The sequence below is a fragment of the Thiofractor thiocamini genome (genome assembly GCF_055384375.1).
Window position 1 is genome coordinate 815,230 of sequence record NZ_AP042389.1, and the last position, 18,104, is coordinate 833,333.

Sequence of the window (18,104 nt, forward strand, 5' to 3'; positions counted from 1 at the left end):
ACCATTTTTATTGCATAGTCATAATACCGCCATAAAAATATAATGATCATAAAATACACACATAGATTTTACATATAATTATAGATTATATTTATTTGATTATAAAATTATTTTTATTTTATTACATTATCTTTAATTATTTAGTTATCTAAATAATTAAACAAGTTTATTTCATAATCCACTCCAAGTTACAGTTACCTGATTTTAGGGATTTATTGATGTATTAGTACATATTTCTTATTTATTATATTTAACTTGACAAACTAAGATATTATAACTATAATTTCAAAATTTTGTTATATCTTGACAAAAAATAAAAAAATTACAGGAGAAAAAATAATGAAAAAAATCATTATTGGAAGCTTGGTAAGTGTGGCAGTACTATATGCTACAAACGGTGACAACCTCATAGGTCTTGGAGCAAAATCAAGAGCAATGGGTGGTGTTGGCATAGCTACTTTCTTTGGTGCGGAAAATACACTCTCAAATCCTGCTCTTATCGGTAATTCAAAAAAAGGGGAAGTTAGTTTTGGAGCTACATATTTTGCCCCAAGCGTAAGAGCTTATGGATACAAAAGCAAAGCGGACAAAAATGTTATTCCTGAGGTATCCATATCTGAAAAGATAGATGGCTCTTTTTCTTACGGTATAGGGATGTTCGGATCGGCCGGCATGGGGGTTGACTACAGAGACAGTAGAGATCCAAGACTTATGGCGGCAAGAACAAATTTACTACTTATGAAATTTGCTCCTGCGGTTGCATACAGACATGAATCTTTTTCTATAGGATTTGCTCCGGTGGTCCAGTACGGCTCACTGGATATATCATACAACAATACCGGCAGAGGCAGTAGTGATGATTTTGGCATAGGATACGAAATCGGAGCTACATATATATTTGATAACTCCCTTAGAATCGGTGCAGTATACAAATCATCAATAGACATGAGCTATGCTCACCAATTAAAATCTGCCGCAAATGATTTTGGTATAGGGAGCTATATAAAAAGTGATGATTTAGAACAACCTGCAGAGTATGGCATAGGTCTTTCCTATAAACTTTCATGTTGTGATTTTTCATTTGATTATAAAAATATACAATGGTCTCAAGCAAAAGGATATGGGGATTTTGGCTGGAAAAACCAAGATGTATATGCTGCCGGTATAAAATATGAAAAAGATCACACATGGTATGCTGTTGGATTTAATTATGCGAAAAATCCACTTGTAAAAGATTATGGGGGTGCTTTCAAGAATGTATTCAACACTTTGAACTATCTGATGTTTCCTGCAACATCGGAGCAACACTATAGCATTGGTGCCGGAACAAAGATTACCAAGCATCTTGCATTAGATTTTGATGTGGTGTATTCACCTCAAAAGAGCATAACTGTCGATACAATCAGTGGAAGCATGGAAGTCAAGCACAGTGAAACATCCATAGCCTTTTCTATAAGATATGATTTCTAGTTACCTTTTTTACCGGAGTTTTTATCTCCGGTAAAATTGATTCCACTACCTGTTAAAAAGTATAATTTTTCAGCTCTTATTTTCTTGTATTTGTTTGATTTCATTCTTTTTAACTGCTCTTTGGTTAAAGATGTGGCATTGTATAAATGATTTGGCAACTTCAAGTCTCTTACCGTACCATCTTTTTTAGAATTAAACAAAAGCGGATTATTGTGACACATTTCACATGTTTTTGCATATTTGCCGATGGTATGGGGCGCATAAGATAACCAAATTTCTATCTTTTTTCCATCTGTTTTACCTACATCATCCAAAACCATTTTACCATTTTTATCTCTATAGCTTATCCTGTACTGATAAAGTGGTCTAAAGAGTTTTATTTTACCGTCTTTATCATTTGCAAGATAAAGATCTTCCCATCTTCTATATCTGTAACCACTGTACCAAATCCCGGGTTTTAACTTATGGCTTAGCCAATCAGGCATAACGGGAGTTATCTTTTTTTTGCTTTTTAAAGCAATTTGCAAAAAATTATACAGATACTCATCCTCTTGCAAAGTCAATCTTTTCCACTTTTTATAATCAGCTGTGTCATCTCTAAAAACTGATAATTCATAAGAGTTCACCCCCCAAGAGGAGTGGCAAGCTATACATGAAATCTTTTTGTGATAAGACGGGTGATTTTCTTTACTTATCTTTTTATGGCATTTTACACAACTTACTTTTTTTTCACCTTGCATATCTTTTTTGTCATGACAGTCCATGCAACCAAGACCTGCTTTATAGTGCACATCCTCACTTAGATGATGAAAATCCATACCATATTTTTTTGGAGGAAAATACCCTTTTTTAGTTAGCGGTGCTCTGTAGCTATGCTCAAAATCTTTTGGAAACATCCCTTTGTAGTCGGTACCTATATACTCTTTATTGTGACACTTCAAGCATTTATCCATAGTAGGTTTTGCATTTTTATATGTACCCTCCCCTTGGTGTCTATTGTGACAAGAGAGACATCCGTCACTATTTCTTATATCTATATGGCACTTCAAACACTTTCTTCTTAAAAAATCATCCACCAAATCAGCTGGTTTTTTTATATCTGTTTTAGGTTGTGGAAGAGTTTGCAAAGTTACATTGCTGTTTTTTATCCCCCAGGTTTTTCTTGTGATATTGATGGCTTTTTTTAGAGTATAGTGGATAGATTTTTGACACTTTTCACCCATACTCTTATGACACTTCAAACATTCTCCGCCCCACGAACCAATAACCAATAACCAACAACCAACAACTATCTTAAACATTTTGCTTTACCGCTATAAAAAAGTTTTTTTGATTTGTTGAAATCTTTATATATCTTATCACTATATTTATCATGACAAATGATGCACTTATAGGCATTTACTATCTTTAGTATCTCTTTTTTGTTGAAACTTCTGGCATTTTTTCTTGATGTAGTTTGAAACTGCTTACCCTCTTTTGAAACAAATGCGTCAATCGGATAAGAAAAAGGTTGCCCGCTTTTTTTGGAGTCATAAAACGGCTCAAAAACTATCTTTCCCTTTTTTATATCAAATATCCCCCTGCCAAGCCCAAGGCTTGCCGGATTGAAGTGACAGTCTTCACAGTTCCTTGAAGTTTTTCGAGTAGTATGAGGGTCCCATCCCGCCATCGCCATAGAGTGAAATTTCTTTACTTTTTTATCTTTAAATATCGTACCTATCACTTGACATCCCGGAGCAAAAGGCATGATTTTTTTATCATATCCTATGCCAAGGCTCGGTGACTCCCACCTTAAAAAACTTCTAAACTCCTGCCATTGCCCCTTGGTCACCTTTTTTGCTACCCAGTCAAACTGTTTTCCTTTATCAAGATAAACTTCATGACATCCATAGCAACTTGGCGCCCATGAGCTGTGACATGCCGAACAATCAAGTCTTTTATGTATGGTTAGCGTATGATATGGCTTATCACTCATGAAAGTTAATTTAAAACTTTTTCCATCTCTCTTTCTATAAAATTTTATGCTGTTTTTATCTTTTTGGAGATTATATAAAGGAGTTTTTTTTCTTTTTGTCAAGGCAATTTTTTTTCCGATAGGCACACTAGCATTTACAACACTCAAGAGTGAAGGCAAAGCATACTTTGATGAATCTGCAAACTTTGGCTTATGACAATCTTTACAAGATATATCAACTGCTCCTTCCATATGCTTATGCACTTTTCCGTCACCCATAACTCCAACTTCCGTGTGACAATCTATACAATCAAGTCCTGCTTTTGTATGATGAATATCTGCTTTTAGTTTATAGTAGTATCTATTTTTCTCAATCTTATGAGTAAATTCACCATGTTTATAAGGAGTCCCATAACTCTCACTCTCATACTTCCCAAAGTAAGAAAGCCCTATACGGTTTGATCTATTGTGACACTTCAAACAGTTTTTAGAAGGTATCTTGGTTGTAAACCTCGGATGTACAAATCTTTTGCTAATTTTTAATTTTTCATTTTTCATTTTTAATTCAACTCTGTGGCAATCCACACATCCTCCACCCCTTGGAGCATAACTTTTAAAAATTTTTTCATCTTGATTGATATGACAAGCAGCACAAAGTTTTCTAAAGTGACTCTGGGCCAAACTTTGTTTGTTTAAGGGGGTTCCTTTTATACTTTGGATACCTTTTGTAGTTTTTATAGTTTTTGTTTCATGGAATTGGTATCTTAAAATATCATAGATACCATGCATATTGTTCATTATGGAGTTTTTTATACGATGAATGATCTTGGCATGACATTTACCGCAAAATAAAGAGGCATGCTCAAGTCTTGCGGGGTTTAAGACTATATTTTTATGAGCTTCTTTTTTAGTGGTTGCATACTGATTACCCCCATGGCAACTATAACAACCAAAAGTTTTATACGGGTGAAAGTTATCTATCTTGCTTGTATTTTGATGGCACAGTAAACAATTATCAGGCTTATTTGCATATAAATTTGAAAAAAGAGAAAATATAAGAAAGATAGATAAAAATATATTCATAAGACAAAGAGCAGGAAATCCTGCTCTTGAATGTTATTTGCCTTGAGCTACTGGCATGGCTGATCTTGAGTATTCATACATAGAAGCATCATAATCACCTACATTTTTAGCTCCTGCTAAAAATTTTGTCACAAACCAAGTACCAGTTGCAAGATGACCTGTGTTGCAATATGTAACAATAGGTTTATCCAAAGATACGCCATCTTTTTCTATCATAGATTTAGCCTCAGCAGGTGAAACAAGCTTGAAAAGTTTTCCATCTTTTTTTGCAAATAGATAAGCTGAAACTTTTTTTGCTCCAGGAATATGTCCATGTCTTTTAAGTCTTTTATCTTTATCTTTTCCAACATAGTGCTTCATCTCTCTTGCATCAACGATTTGAGCATCTTTGTTTATCATTGCACTGTATACATCTCTCCAAGTTTTTACATCTGTAGTTGAAAGTTTTGCAGGTGTAAAGTTACCTTTTGAAGGTGTAGCAGCTACAGTTGAAAGTTTACCATTCCATGCTTCTATACCACCATCAAGGATTGCTACATTTTTTAAACCATAAACCCATGCGGTCCATAAGCCTCTTGTCATATCTGTAAACTTTTTAGCTTTTTTAACATGAGCGGTAAAAACAACTGTACTGTTATTGTTGATGCCCGCATCTCTAAAAAGCTTTTGAACTTGCTCAGGAGTATTTAAAAGATGTTTTATATCTCCCATATAACCCATAAAAAACTTTTTCTTAGGTACATTAACGGCACCTGGTATATGACCTTTTGCATAAGTTTTTGGCTTACTTAAATCAACTATGACTACATTTGAGGCATTTTTCGCCAACCAATCTGCTGAAACCAGATGAGTTGAAGGCACACTGAGTGCAAACGAAGGCAGAGCCAAAACTAATGCTAAAACTAATGTTGAAAAAAACTTTTTCATGTAAACTCCTTATATTTGATATATTCTAACAACCAAGTTCGTCATCACTTGAATCATCAGGTGTCGGTGCATTTGCCGGAGCCTGAGTCGGTTGTTCATTAGCTGCAGGCGCAGCGACACTTTTATACTTTGAAGCCATGGCATTACTTAGGCAGGCATATCCTACTTTTCCGTTTGGATCTGCTTCTATGGCAAGTTTTGCAAACTTGACCGCCTTAGCTGTGTCACCATTTTTCAAAGCTTCATCTGATAATTGTTTATACTTTAAAACAATCTTTTGCACTCTTTGCTTTTGCACATTTGCATTGCCGTTTGATACAACAGACAAGATGATCGCAAAAATCAAGAGTACAGCACCTACGACTGCGGGTACTTTATAACTACTCATGCTTCACTCCTTAATTTTTTATCTACTATACTTTTCATTACATTCATAAATATACCAAGCCCGATAGCCAAAACAATAGTTACAAGATAGGAAGTAGTGAACATATCTCCGCCTATTAGTTTATCTATGGTATATCTGCCAAGATTACCCGAATTTGCAAAACTCTCAAATGATGCATAAGTTTGAAAATATACGAACATCCCCACGAACATCCCGACAACAAAAACGGCTGCATCGATTTTGCCTGACACCAATCCTACCACAGAAGTCCCCGGGCACCATCCTGACATTATCATACCGGCACCAAATATAGCTCCGCCAACCAAATAAGGCCAAACATAAGTAATTGGTATGAAAACTTTTGAAAAATCCATCCATCCCATATAACTAAATATCACTACCCAAGTAGCGGCGGTTGCTATGGCAGCTATCATAGTCTGGGTAACTCTTAAATTTCTAAAATAAAAAACCGTTGCTATATGTTTTGATGTTCCAAAGCCGGCTTTTTCAAGCACAAACCCAAAACCTATACCTATAAACAGTCCTATAAAAAGATTTAGATTGTTTGTAATTTGTCCCGTTGTAAAAAGAGGAAATAGCCAATCCATCACTTAAGTCCTTTCCACTGTTTTCTAAAAAAAGGAGCCAAAAGCATACCCGCTCCAAAAGCACTCAGCATAAATATCCAAGCACCCACTGAAAATCCGCCTGCGCCGCTAAGAGCCTGTCCACTTGTACATCCTCTGCTTAGTCTTGTAGCAAAAGCCACTAAAACACCGCCTAAAAATGCCCAAAAAAGCCTCTTGCTTACCGGGTAGTCTATACCTTTGTCTACAGCATTTTTTATTCTGCCTGAAAATGCCGCACTTAAGTATCCGCCTATCATAACTCCTACAAGCTCAACCACTATCCAGTTTCCAAGAGCATTTCCATGTCTTAGATATTTGCCTGCATATGCGTTTTCTGCAAAACTTGGATCGACTAGATAACTAAGCTGTGCTGTCGCTCTTGCAAATGCACCGCTTGCACCTATGCCCTGTCCGGCTATAGCATAAGCGATAAATAAAACCGTACCGAGTAGAAATCCGCTAAATATAGGATTCCAGTACTTTTTTTCTTCCATTGTACTACTTCCCTCCTGTTTTTGTTTGATTTTTTATCATATAATTTGATAACACTTTGTGAAATGTACTCAAGTTTGAAAACAACTCTTCCATTTTATCTTTGTCTATCTCTTTGAGTATATCTTTATGAAATGACATATACTCTTTGCACATCTCTTTTGCAAACTCTTTTCCTTTTTGACTTAGCGAAATTTTGATATTTCTTCTGTCATCTTCATCTATAACTCTTTGGATAAGCTCTTTTTCTTCAAGTTTATTTAGTATGCTTGTTATCCTTGGTCTTGTTACTCCAAGATGGCTTGCCAACTCATTTGCTAAAATAGTCTCATTTTCATATAGATTTCTTACACATCTAAACTCCATAGGAGTTAGTTTTATGCGTTTACAAAAAATCGTCTCTTTTTTTTGGCAATTTTTCTCCAACTCATAAGTCAGTTCGACAATCATCTGGGTGTATTTATCTATACTTTTAATAGTTTACTCCATAAATAGTTAACATACTTAACTAATTTTTGTGATGAAATTGTATAATATTTTTTTATGATTGTCAAGCTTTGTTAAATTATTAAAATAAAAAAGATACTTTTTTGTAATTTTCTTAAAAAATTAAATTAAAATATTTGATTTTCTTATAATGTTACTTAATGTAGCACCTTTATATCAGCTATATATAAAATTTTAGAATATTAAAATAAAACTTGACAATATAACAAAAACTTATTATAATTCTTTTGTAACACACATATATCATACATTATGTGCAATATCTTTAAGGAGAAATAATGAAAAAAATCATTAGTATGAGTTTAGTAGGTGCCGTAGCGCTTTTTGCAACTAACGGTGATACCCTCATAGGTCTAGGTGCCAAATCAAGAGCTATGGGTGGAGTAGGAATCGCTACTTTCTTTGGAGCTGAAAATGTTTTGTCAAATCCTGCTCTTATATCAAATTCAAAAGGCGGTGAGATTGACTTTGGCGCAACCTACTTTGCTCCAACTATCAAAACCAACGGTTCAACAAGTGATGCAGATAAAAACGTCATCCCAGAAGTTTCCGTTTCAGAAAATATCAATAAAAGATTTTCTTATGGTATAGGCATGTACGGATCAGCCGGAATGGGTGTAGATTTTAGAGACAGCAACAATCTCAGCCTCATGAATTCAAGAACAAACCTACTTCTTATGAAATTTGCACCCGCGATAGCTTATCATAATGATAAATTCGCATTTGGCTTTGCTCCTGTCGTACAATACGGTTCTTTGGACATATCATATAACAACGGTGCTCCGGTTGGAGAAGGAAGCAGTGACGATTTTGGTATAGGGTTCGAAACAGGTTTCACTTATGACATTGTGCCTGTTCTTCGTTTTGGCGCCGTTTACAAATCGGCAATCAGTATGACCTACGATCATACGCTAAGCACTGCAGCAGCCGGCTTCGGAATGACCATGAGCGACAAGTTACAGCAGCCGGCAGAATTTGGTGCGGGTTTTTCATATGATTTCAATAAAAATATAAATATATCTTTTGACTACAAAAGAATCAAATGGGGAAGTGCTGACGGATATAAGGACTTTGGCTGGAAAGATCAAAACGTATATGCGATAGGTGCCAAATATGAAAAAGACGGAACCTGGTATGGTATAGGTTACAACTATGCAAAAAATCCTATTACTAACTATCAAACTACAGGTATGGACACAAATGCAAAACTTAACTCATTTAACTACATAATGTTCCCGGCTACTGAAGAGAGCCATTTCTCCGTAGGTGCCGGAACTAGGATAACAAAACATTTATCACTTGATTTTGATATTGTATATGCACCGGAAAAAACCGTTAACGCAACAGGTTACGGCGGAGGAAATATCGAAGTAAAACATAGTGAAACTTCAGTAGCTTTTTCTATGAGATATAAATTCTAAAATATTTCTATCGCAGGGTTATACCTGCGATAGGATCTCTTTTGTTATATCATTTATACTTTTATCTTCTACCACTACAGTTATATCCGCTATCTTTTCATACTCTTTAACTCTTTGATTATATAACTCTTTTGCTTTTTTAATATCTTGTAAAAGTGGTCGTTTAGCCAGTTTTTTTGTAGCATTAGGGTGATCTTGAAGTCTTTTTAAGATAGCTTCAAAGGAGGATTTTAGATAAATTACTTGACCTATTTTTTTAATATTTTTTTGTTTGTAAAAACCTCCACCGGTTGAAATGATACTGTTTTTAACACTTTTTTGAAGCCATAAAGCACACTTTTTTTCAAGCTTTCGAAAATACTCTTCACCATCTTTGGCAAATATCTCTTTGATTTTTCTATTTTCCAAACTTTCTATCAAATCATCAGTATCTATGGCAAAAAGATCACTCTCTTTTGCCAATGCTCTAGCGATAGTACCTTTCCCCACCCCCATAAAACCGACAAGTATGATATTTTTCATTATTAATTTCTCATTTTTAATTTTTAATTAACAACCACTTTTACCACATCATCAAGATGATCGATAAGTATCTTTTTTACTCTTTCCTGCCAAAGTTTGCCAAAAAGTTCTCTTTCTTCTTTTGTGGCAACTCCTTGCATAGCTTTTTGCATCAAAGGCTGCATTCTTGGATCACCCGGTACAAGACTTGGATCATAGTAAACATCCACACTTTTTCCACTATCAAGCCTTGTAAATCTACCTGAAGAATCGATAGGAGCATCGAAAAACATCAATGAGTGTCTGGCAAACTTTCCACCAAGTCCTTTAAAACCGCTCTTACTTGTAGCGCCAGTTATGTTGGTTATCACATTTGCTATAACTCCGGCTACTCCATCTTCCAAACCCTCTTTAAACTCCACTTTTATCTCGCCTCTTACAGGCAACTCTTCGCCATAAATTGATTTTAGGGCATGATAAGTCATAGCATAAGCTCCGGCAACCGTAGGACAGCTATGCCCGGCAGCTTTTACTATCTGAATATAATTAAATTTTATCTTGCCGTCTTTAAAAGTACCAAGTAGTTCGGCCAATGGATCATAAGTAACTATACTTGGTACTTTTTTAAAAAATTCAGGAAAATCACTCATTACATAGCTCCCAATGCTTTTTTTACTTCATCGCTTGCCATAGTGATATTCCAAGCCGGCTCCCAAACGATTTCTACTTCACACTCATTTACACCGTCAAGCTTTTCAACAGCCTCTTTTGTCCACTGCTTCATCATCTCATGCAAAGGACAACCTCTTGTTGATAGTGTCATAGTGACTTTTACCTTATCTCCATCTATATCTATACCATAAATCAATCCAAGAGAAAATATATCAAATCCCACCTCAGGGTCAACTACCGTTTTTATAGCATCTTCAACCTGTTCTTTTGTAACTGCCATTTTTTAATCCTTTAAATCTTTTAATCTATCAAGTCCATATACCAAAGTATAGTATATGTTGTAAATAACTAACAATGTAGAGATAGCCATGATAATTGCCCCCATGATAAACAAAAAGCTTATCTTAAATCCTATAGCTATACTACACACCAAAACTCCAACAGTTGTTATGTAAAACTGTATATCTGCAACTTTTTCTTTTACCATTTCATTTAGCATTGGAACTTTTATCTTTCCGACAAGTGGAGAGTATCTTTGATACCATACCAAAAATGGAAGGATTTTATAAATATGTCCCACTATAAAAAAAACAAAAAATCCAAAAAAGAGTATAAAACCAAAAAGTATATATAAAATTTGCGAATCCAAAACAATCGCTGCGACAAGCACCGTGAGTGCAACTATCAAAGCTATAAACGAAGCTATCATATTTTTTGCCCAAAAGTCATTTTGTTTTCTAATTCTTCCTTTAAATATGACATACATTTGATAAAGAGCCAAAACAACCGATAGTGCTATAAGGGCAACTGCAACAAAACTCAAACTTTTGGATTTGGCAAATATGGATACGATATACAAAACCAAACCACTTATAACCGTATAAAATGCTACAACTATAGACTTTTCACCAAAGCCATGCGAAAGAGAAAACATAGGTAAAAGTATCATGCCTATACCCATGATAGTCATGAGTATATATCCTACTATGGTAAGTGATATATGAAGTGTAACAAGCTTTACTATATCAGCACCAAAGCCGTAGATGATATCAAGTGCCATGTAAAAACCCACACTAACACCAATGAGTAAAAATATATTTGAAACAAGTATATATTTTGCCGTTATACTCCATAGTTCAATTCTTGTATAAGTTAAAAAGATATTGACTATGAAGATCAGCATAGAGATATACATAAGCATTGCCCCATAAGGTAACATTTTGGTATATCCCGGTACTCCAAGTGCCAATGAAAAGATAACTACACCCGTAACAAAAAGATAAAATTGCACATAAGCAAAATCTTTTGAAAATATGGGGATTTCAAGCACAACAGGCACAAGTTGATACATAGCTCCAAATATTATCATCATGATAAATCCCAAAAGATACAAGTGCATCAAACTTGCTATTTGTGGAGATAAAAAGTATGAACCAAACTCATGTGAGTAAAAAGGCAACATAAATGAAGCTATAATGTAAAAAATAGATCCTGCTATAAAGTAATGAGCCACCAGTTTAAAAGGTGGCGCCATCTCGGTTGCTAACTGTTTTGCCATCTCTTATCCGTGACAGTTTGTATCATTAAAATCAGTTTTTGAGGTAGGGTTCTCTTTTTTGGTAAAAATAAGATGAGTTATGCCATCTATCTCTTTATCTATATAGTCATATTCTCCCTCGATTTTTGGCAAAAGTCCCATAGGTTTTTTATGATTTAGCATATGTACTTTTGTATTTGGGTTATCTATCAGCTTAAGAGCTAACATTGCATTTACCATAGGCTCAGGCGGTCCACATCTACTTGTATCAAACTCTATATAGGTTGTATCTCCTACTCTATACTTATAAAACGGTACAGTTTGACCCTCTACTTTTAACTCTTCGGCATCTTCCGGTCTTTTTATATCAAAATCAGACATAATTACTCCTTTTTAATTTTATGGAATTATATCACAAAAATTTTGAAAATCATTGATTTAAATCAAGCTTCTTATCTTTATGGCATACCATAAAATTCCAAGATTTAAAATAAATATGGCAAGTGAAGTACCTCTTGAGATAATCTTTTCTTTCATCGATCTATCCCTGCCGTGAGCTTTTAGTGATATATACATATGTATGATAGTTGAGATAGTGATAAGTATGACCAATGTTATCTTGATATAGAAATATTTTGCCAAAAGCATTTGAGGATGCATGACAACTTCACCGATACTAAGTGCATGTATGAAATATCCTCCTGTTATTAAAAGGATAGTCAAGACAACCATTTCAAAATATCCGTAAAAAGGACCTATATAGTAATACACCGTAGTTTGAGCATCTTTATCACGAAAATAAAGACCCATTCCAAAAAGAAGGATAGAACCTCCTATCCAAGCGGCTGCTGCAAGTATGTGAGTGAAAAGTATGATATCAAAAAGCAATCCATCTCCCTAAAATATGTATTTGAGCTGACATTATACTCAAAATTTGTTTATTTTACATTAATGTATTTTAGTTATTATGCTTCAAATTTTATACAAAGGATAATAATGAAATACATTCTTAAAATTGTAGCTTCTATTTTACTTCTTGGCAGTTTTGCTTTTGCAAAATTCAATCACTTAAGTGACAATGAAGTCATAAAACTTGCCAAACAGGGAATTCCTGTCATAGACATAAGAACACCAGGGGAATGGAGACAAACAGGTATCATAAAAGGAGCGGTTCCATTGATGTTTTTTGATGCAAATGGAAGATACGATGTAAACAAATGGCTAAAAGAGTTTCAAAAAATTGTAAAAGATAAAAATCAGCCTTTTATCTTATACTGTGCACACGCAAACCGCTCAAAAGTAGTTGGAAACTTTTTAGACAAACAGCTAGGATACAAAAATGTAAATGAATTAAACGGTGGCATCATATACGGATGGATAGAAAAAGGAAGGAAAACCGTTCCATATAAAGGGCATCTCTAAATAAGGTATGGCGATAAGCCGGGTTTTGTCGATGGATGGCTATTCATCTAAGCTACTGCTTTACAGCAGAGCTTCAGCGAAGAGTAAAATGCTTTAAAAGCATAATATAGGACTTACCGTCTCTTCTTGCTGCGGATTGGGTTTACATGGCACTTCAAGTTACCTTGAAGCCCGGTGGTCTCTTACACCACCGTTTCACCCTTACCCGCCCATACTTCTAAGGTTTGCTATGTTATAAAGTTTACTACGCTACTCGCAGTCCACCTAAAGCATCTATAATAAAACCATAAAAGTATGGGCGGGCGGTTTACTTTCTGTTGCACTTTCCCTGAGATCGCTCTCGTCGCATGTTATGCGAAATCCTGTCCTATAGCAGCCCGGACTTTCCTCCCGCCCATACTTCTAAGGTTTACTTTATCATATAGGCACATCCGATACTCGCAGTCCAAATGTAACATCTATACCAAAAACCGTAAAAGTATGGGCGGGCAGCCATCTGCCATACCTTGTCTGGAATTATACCATAATTAAGTTAAAATTAAAAAATATTATACTATGATATTTCTATCAATTTTTTAGTAATACTTTTAGTAATACTTTTAGGAGCATAGATGGCAAAGATGAAATACTCGGAAAATGTTATAAAAAATGTTATCAGGAAAAATAAAAACAAAAGAGAAATAGCACAGCTAAGCATAAAAATAGACAAAAAGCTCGATAATGCCCTTCAAAAACTGAGCAGCGCTTTAAACATATCTAAAAACAGACTCATAGAGGACATATTGTATGAAAGCGGTATAATTGATGAAGTAGAGGAGAATTACTGTGGCTAAGTTTTCATCGAAACAAGATATCGTAAATGCCACCCTAAAAGGCTTAGTCAAGGCAAAAGATAATTTTTTGAAATGGACGAACAACAGGCTCTCTTTATCATATGCCCCCTCTAAAATGCTTAGTATTCATATAGCCCAGGAAATAGCAAAGATAAAAAACCCACCTGAAATTTTTATCGATGCAAGTGTATCAGATATCTTAAGATGTTCTCTTAAAGATAGAAATTCATTTTTACAATATATGCAAAAATACCAGATCAGCGAGGGGGTTTTCAGCATCACTCTTGATGAGAGATTTAAACACAAAAATGACAACGACTCTATTTCAAGAGTCATAATCACTGTAAAAAACGGGGTTAGAAACCCCAAGATCGAGTACTTGAACGAGATAGAAAGGATATGCAAAATGCTAAATGGCAATGAAGACGAATACTCCAGTCTGGGTATGGGTGTATTTGCATTTTACTCGGATCTTCCTAAAAAAGCAAGGAAAAAACTATCCTCAAGAATTCCTGCAATATTGGAAAAATTCAATGAAGTTGTACAAAAATACCCAAGACTTGCAAACAGGTTTGAAAGCACGCAAATTATGCAGATAAAAGATATAGGAGAATGTATCGCAGGAGCATACATCATAGAAAGAATCAACACACCAAAGGATGAACATGTTAAATGATAAAGAGTTAATCGATCGTTCAGTAAAGTTGGCTCAAAAATGGCAGGAAAGAGCTGATGAACTCGTTAGTGATTTTGACAAGAATTTCCACGCAAAGATCAACAAAATGCTTGCGCATCCAAAAGACAAGATTTTGTTGATAGAACTTCTTGATCAATCTTTTAGAGCAAAAAACAATAAAAGGGTTGCGAATCAGATAGAGTATCTGTTTGACAAGTACGGTATGGCATCATTTTTTACGACAAGTGAAAGATTTTTGGTATTTATGTTTTTACATATCGGTATATATCTACCTGACATCAGTGTTCCTCTCTTTATAAAAAATATAAGGGAAGATACGAAAACCGTTGTTATAAAAGGAGAGGATGATGATTTTAACGCATATTTGAAAAAAAGAAAAAGAGAGAATACAAGAGTCAATATAAACCTTATAGGCGAAGCGGTACTTGGAGAAAATGAAGCCAAATCAAGAATAGAAAAATACCTCAAGCATTTAGAAAATCCGGATGTTGATTATATTTCCATCAAGATCTCCACTATTTTTTCACAGATAAATCCGTTGGCTTTTGAAGAGAGTGTTGAAGAATTGACCCAGAGATTGATTCAAATCTTCACTCAGGCAAAAAAATACAGCTTCATAAACAAAGAGGGTAAAGAGCAAAACAAATTTATCAATCTTGATATGGAAGAGTACAAAGATTTGGCTTTAACATATCATGCCTTTACCAGAGCACTCAGTAAACCCGAATTTAAAGATTTCTATGCCGGTATAGTTTTACAAGCTTACCTTCCAGACTCTCATCTTTGGCAAAAAAAACTTGTAGAATTTGCACAAAAAAGAGTACAAGAAGGCGGAAGCCCTATCAAAATGCGATTGGTAAAAGGCGCGAATATGGAAATGGAAGAAACCGAAGCATCTTTGATGGGATGGCCAAGCGCTCCGTATGATAAAAAGATAGATACGGACAGCAACTATAAGATCATGGTCGAATACGGCATGAGAAAAGAGCACATATCGTGTGTACATTTAGGCATAGCTTCTCACAATCTTTTCGAACAGGCATACGCATACGAACTTGCCAAAAAATACGGAGTAGAAAAATACCATTCCATGGAAATGCTAGAAGGTATGAGCGAACCGGCAAGACTTGCCATAAAGGAGTTAAGTAAAGATATGATACTATACGCCCCTACGGCAAAAAAAGAGCAGTTTACAAATGCTATAGCATATCTTGTAAGAAGATTGGATGAAAACACAGGCAAAGAAAATTTCATAAGATACTCTTTCGGCTTGAAAACAGGGTCGAACGAATGGAATATGTTAAAAAATAAATTTATCCAATCATTTGAAAACAGAAAAAATATTTTCATAGGTTCAAAAAGAAAGCAGGACAGATTAAATGAAAATTGGGATAATTTTAAAAACAGTAGCTTCCTAACCGGAAAATTTACAAATGAACCCGATACGGACTTTGTCCTTCCGAACAATAAAATATGGGCAAAAAATATAAGGGAAAAATGGATGAAAGATGAAACCTTCATCCCTGAAATCACACCGCTTGTTATTGCCGGTAAAGAGATATCAAACGATAGAGACATAAAAACGGCCATTGATAAATCACAACTGCCAAAACAAGTTACAGTAGGAAAGTTTGTTTTGGCAAATGAACATGATATAAAGAGTGCCATAAAAGCCGCCAAAGAAAATAAAGATGGTTGGAGAAGCAAAACCTATGCCCAAAGACACGAGATACTTTCCGGCGTGGCAAATGAGATAAGAAAGTCAAGGGGTGATCTTATAGGTGTTGCAGCGGCTGAAGTAGGCAAAGTTTTTAGCGAGAGTGATGTCGAAGTAAGTGAAGCGGTTGATTTTTTGGAGTTTTATCCTCATTCAAGCAGGTATTTTGAAAAATTTAAACATTTAAAAATTTCTCCAAAAGGTGTAGGTGTCATCATACCTCCATGGAATTTCCCCATAGCTATCCCCGCAGGCGGTATAGCTGCCGCTTTGGCTGCCGGAAACTGTGTTATATTAAAACCCGCTACTTCGGCAGTAGTTACAGCTTATGAGCTATGCAAATGTTTTTGGAGAGCGGGAGTGGGTAAAAGTACTCTTCAGTTCGTACCTACACCGGGCACTTTGGCGGGAGAACATCTGGTAACTCATAAGGATGTTGATTTTGTGATATTGACCGGTAGTGAAGATACTGCCAAAAAAATATTGCAAAAAAGAGCGGATATCTTCTTGACCGCCGAAACAGGCGGAAAAGATGCGACCATAGTAACTGCACTAAGCGATAGAGACCAAGCCATCAAAAATGTCATCCACTCCGCTTTTTCCAATAGTGGACAAAAATGCTCCGCTACCTCTTTACTCATACTGGAAGATGAGGTTTACAACGATGAAAACTTCAAAGCCACTCTCATAGATGCCGCAAAAAGTATGAAAACAGGTTCTGTTTGGGATTTTTCAAATAAGATAGGAACTTTGGCAAACAAAATAGGAGGAAATTTAAAAAAGGCACTTGACTCACTGCAAGAGGGTGAAAGCTGGGCTTTGAAACCGGAGTTTGCCAATCAAAATGAATATATGCTAAAACCCGCCATAAGATGGGGTGTAAAAAGTGGAGCTTTTTGCCATATGCATGAACTTTTTGGACCTGTACTCTCAGTTATGAAAGCTGATGATTTAAAAGATGCCATAAAACTTGTCAATGAAACAGGATATGGACTTACCTCAGGCCTTGAATCTCTGGATGAAAGGGAGATAAAATACTGGAGAGAACATATGAAAGCAGGAAATCTTTACATAAACAGGGGTACGACCGGCGCCATAGTGCTTAGGCAACCTTTTGGGGGAATGGGCAAATCAGCCATAGGTGCCGGAAGGAAAGTAGGCATATACAACTATATAACCCAGTTTATGAACTTTGAAGAGATAGATAAACCAACTTTGAGTCAAGATATAAACCATCCTATGCTCCAACGCATCGATAACTGGATAGCCACAGCAAAGAAAGGATTGTACAAAGAGTTCAATGTTGACTATGACAACCTTAAATTTGCCCTGGCAAGTTATATAGACAATTATGAAAACGAATTTGGAGTTGAAAAGGATTATTGCCACATCAGAGGGGAGGACAATATCTTTAGATACATTCCGTTAAATAGAGTTGTCATAAGAGTTATGCAAGGTGATACTCTTTTTGAGATTTTAAGCAGGGTAATGGCTGCTCATATATGCAAAGTAAAAGTACATTTGAGTATTGATTATATTCAAAATGATGCTGCTTCATTCATATATGAAAACAAAACGGATATTTTAAATGATGACGATACCATCCAAAGAGAGACGGAAAAAGAGTTTATCGAAAACTTTGATAAATATGACAGGATTATTTACTCGGATATTTCCAAGGTATCTGATATTGTTTTCAAAGAAGCGGCAAAAGAGACAAAATTTATCATAAGACAAAAACCTATGATGGAAGGACGACTGGAGCTTTTGAACTATCTACAGGAACAAAGCATTTCATATCGCTATCACAGATATGGCAATCTTGGAGCAAGAGGCATAAACTAAATGATGTTG

The 18,104-nt window shown here is 35.3% G+C and carries 19 protein-coding genes and 1 other RNA gene; 6 read left to right on the forward strand and 14 right to left on the reverse strand.

Annotated elements, in window-relative coordinates; genetic code table 11:
- Positions 1-339: 339 nt before the first annotated feature.
- On the forward strand, positions 340-1,470 hold the full coding sequence (locus tag ACZ47B_RS04140; RefSeq protein WP_464895422.1) for an OmpP1/FadL family transporter: 1,131 nt from the start codon (positions 340-342) through the stop codon (positions 1,468-1,470).
- Here the strand turns inward: ACZ47B_RS04140 and ACZ47B_RS04145 are convergent.
- From ACZ47B_RS04145 to ACZ47B_RS04175, 7 genes are read right to left on the reverse strand one after another with little or no spacing between them, the layout of a single operon-like run.
- On the reverse strand, positions 1,467-2,711 hold the full coding sequence (locus ACZ47B_RS04145; protein WP_464895423.1) for a cytochrome c3 family protein: 1,245 nt from the start codon (positions 2,709-2,711) through the stop codon (positions 1,467-1,469). The genes ACZ47B_RS04140 and ACZ47B_RS04145 overlap by 4 nt on opposite strands.
- Positions 2,712-2,758: 47 nt before the next feature.
- Positions 2,759-4,507 carry a hypothetical protein gene (locus ACZ47B_RS04150; protein ID WP_464895424.1) on the reverse strand — a complete coding sequence of 583 codons (1,749 nt, stop codon included), beginning with the start codon at positions 4,505-4,507 and terminating at the stop codon, positions 2,759-2,761.
- Positions 4,508-4,540: 33 nt separating this feature from the next.
- Positions 4,541-5,434, reverse strand: a complete 894-nt coding sequence (locus ACZ47B_RS04155; protein WP_464895425.1) for a sulfurtransferase — start codon at positions 5,432-5,434, stop codon at positions 4,541-4,543.
- A gap of 25 nt (positions 5,435-5,459) precedes the next feature.
- Positions 5,460-5,822 carry a hypothetical protein gene (locus ACZ47B_RS04160; protein ID WP_464895426.1) on the reverse strand — a complete coding sequence of 121 codons (363 nt, stop codon included), beginning with the start codon at positions 5,820-5,822 and terminating at the stop codon, positions 5,460-5,462.
- Complete coding sequence (locus ACZ47B_RS04165; protein WP_464895427.1) at positions 5,819-6,430, reverse strand: YeeE/YedE thiosulfate transporter family protein; 612 nt, start codon at positions 6,428-6,430, stop codon at positions 5,819-5,821. The genes ACZ47B_RS04160 and ACZ47B_RS04165 overlap by 4 nt, the downstream gene beginning before the upstream one ends.
- The gene (locus ACZ47B_RS04170; protein ID WP_464895428.1) at positions 6,430-6,945 is read right to left on the reverse strand and encodes a YeeE/YedE thiosulfate transporter family protein; all 516 of its coding nucleotides are present in this window, start codon (positions 6,943-6,945) and stop codon (positions 6,430-6,432) included. Before ACZ47B_RS04170 ends, ACZ47B_RS04165 begins: the two co-directional genes overlap by 1 nt.
- Before the next feature lie 4 nt (positions 6,946-6,949).
- Positions 6,950-7,393, reverse strand: a complete 444-nt coding sequence (locus ACZ47B_RS04175) for a MarR family winged helix-turn-helix transcriptional regulator (RefSeq protein WP_464895429.1) — start codon at positions 7,391-7,393, stop codon at positions 6,950-6,952.
- Between the two features lie 335 nt (positions 7,394-7,728).
- Between ACZ47B_RS04175 and ACZ47B_RS04180 the strand changes: the two genes are divergently transcribed.
- Positions 7,729-8,871: an OmpP1/FadL family transporter gene (locus tag ACZ47B_RS04180; RefSeq protein ID WP_464895430.1), complete on the forward strand. Its 1,143-nt coding sequence runs from the start codon at positions 7,729-7,731 to the stop codon at positions 8,869-8,871.
- An 18-nt stretch (positions 8,872-8,889) separates the two neighbouring features.
- On the opposite strand, the gene ACZ47B_RS04185 is transcribed toward ACZ47B_RS04180, so the two are convergent.
- The 6 genes from ACZ47B_RS04185 to ACZ47B_RS04210 are packed head-to-tail and all read right to left on the reverse strand — an operon-like array spanning position 8,890 to position 12,469.
- Entirely contained in the window at positions 8,890-9,393 is a 504-nt protein-coding gene (locus tag ACZ47B_RS04185) for a shikimate kinase (protein ID WP_464895431.1), read from the reverse strand.
- Positions 9,394-9,416: 23 nt separating this feature from the next.
- Positions 9,417-10,022 (reverse strand): FmdE family protein, encoded by a 606-nt coding sequence (locus tag ACZ47B_RS04190; RefSeq protein ID WP_464895432.1) that lies wholly within the window; start codon positions 10,020-10,022, stop codon positions 9,417-9,419.
- On the reverse strand, positions 10,022-10,324 hold the full coding sequence (locus ACZ47B_RS04195; protein ID WP_464895433.1) for a metal-sulfur cluster assembly factor: 303 nt from the start codon (positions 10,322-10,324) through the stop codon (positions 10,022-10,024). The genes ACZ47B_RS04190 and ACZ47B_RS04195 overlap by 1 nt, the downstream gene beginning before the upstream one ends.
- 3 nt (positions 10,325-10,327) lie before the next feature.
- Complete coding sequence (locus tag ACZ47B_RS04200) at positions 10,328-11,602, reverse strand: hypothetical protein (protein WP_464895434.1); 1,275 nt, start codon at positions 11,600-11,602, stop codon at positions 10,328-10,330.
- 3 nt (positions 11,603-11,605) lie between these two features.
- Positions 11,606-11,962 carry a hypothetical protein gene (locus ACZ47B_RS04205; protein WP_464895435.1) on the reverse strand — a complete coding sequence of 119 codons (357 nt, stop codon included), beginning with the start codon at positions 11,960-11,962 and terminating at the stop codon, positions 11,606-11,608.
- A 57-nt stretch (positions 11,963-12,019) separates the two neighbouring features.
- Positions 12,020-12,469, reverse strand: a complete 450-nt coding sequence (locus ACZ47B_RS04210) for a hypothetical protein (RefSeq protein ID WP_464895436.1) — start codon at positions 12,467-12,469, stop codon at positions 12,020-12,022.
- A 108-nt stretch (positions 12,470-12,577) separates the two neighbouring features.
- On the opposite strand from ACZ47B_RS04210, the gene ACZ47B_RS04215 reads away from it, so the two are divergent.
- Complete coding sequence (locus ACZ47B_RS04215; protein WP_464895437.1) at positions 12,578-13,003, forward strand: rhodanese-like domain-containing protein; 426 nt, start codon at positions 12,578-12,580, stop codon at positions 13,001-13,003.
- On the opposite strand, the gene rnpB is transcribed toward ACZ47B_RS04215, so the two are convergent.
- Positions 13,002-13,446, reverse strand: an RNA gene (rnpB, locus tag ACZ47B_RS04220) — RNase P RNA component class A. The two genes, ACZ47B_RS04215 and rnpB, sit on opposite strands and share 2 nt — an antisense overlap.
- A 168-nt stretch (positions 13,447-13,614) precedes the next feature.
- On the opposite strand from rnpB, the gene ACZ47B_RS04225 reads away from it, so the two are divergent.
- The 3 genes from ACZ47B_RS04225 to ACZ47B_RS04235 are packed head-to-tail and all read left to right on the forward strand — an operon-like array spanning position 13,615 to position 18,095.
- Positions 13,615-13,836: a hypothetical protein gene (locus ACZ47B_RS04225; protein ID WP_464895438.1), complete on the forward strand. Its 222-nt coding sequence runs from the start codon at positions 13,615-13,617 to the stop codon at positions 13,834-13,836.
- Positions 13,829-14,512 (forward strand): hypothetical protein, encoded by a 684-nt coding sequence (locus tag ACZ47B_RS04230; protein ID WP_464895439.1) that lies wholly within the window; start codon positions 13,829-13,831, stop codon positions 14,510-14,512. Before ACZ47B_RS04225 ends, ACZ47B_RS04230 begins: the two co-directional genes overlap by 8 nt.
- The gene (locus tag ACZ47B_RS04235; RefSeq protein ID WP_464895440.1) at positions 14,502-18,095 is read left to right on the forward strand and encodes a bifunctional proline dehydrogenase/L-glutamate gamma-semialdehyde dehydrogenase; all 3,594 of its coding nucleotides are present in this window, start codon (positions 14,502-14,504) and stop codon (positions 18,093-18,095) included. The genes ACZ47B_RS04230 and ACZ47B_RS04235 overlap by 11 nt, the downstream gene beginning before the upstream one ends.
- The last annotated feature ends 9 nt before the right edge of the window (positions 18,096-18,104 follow it).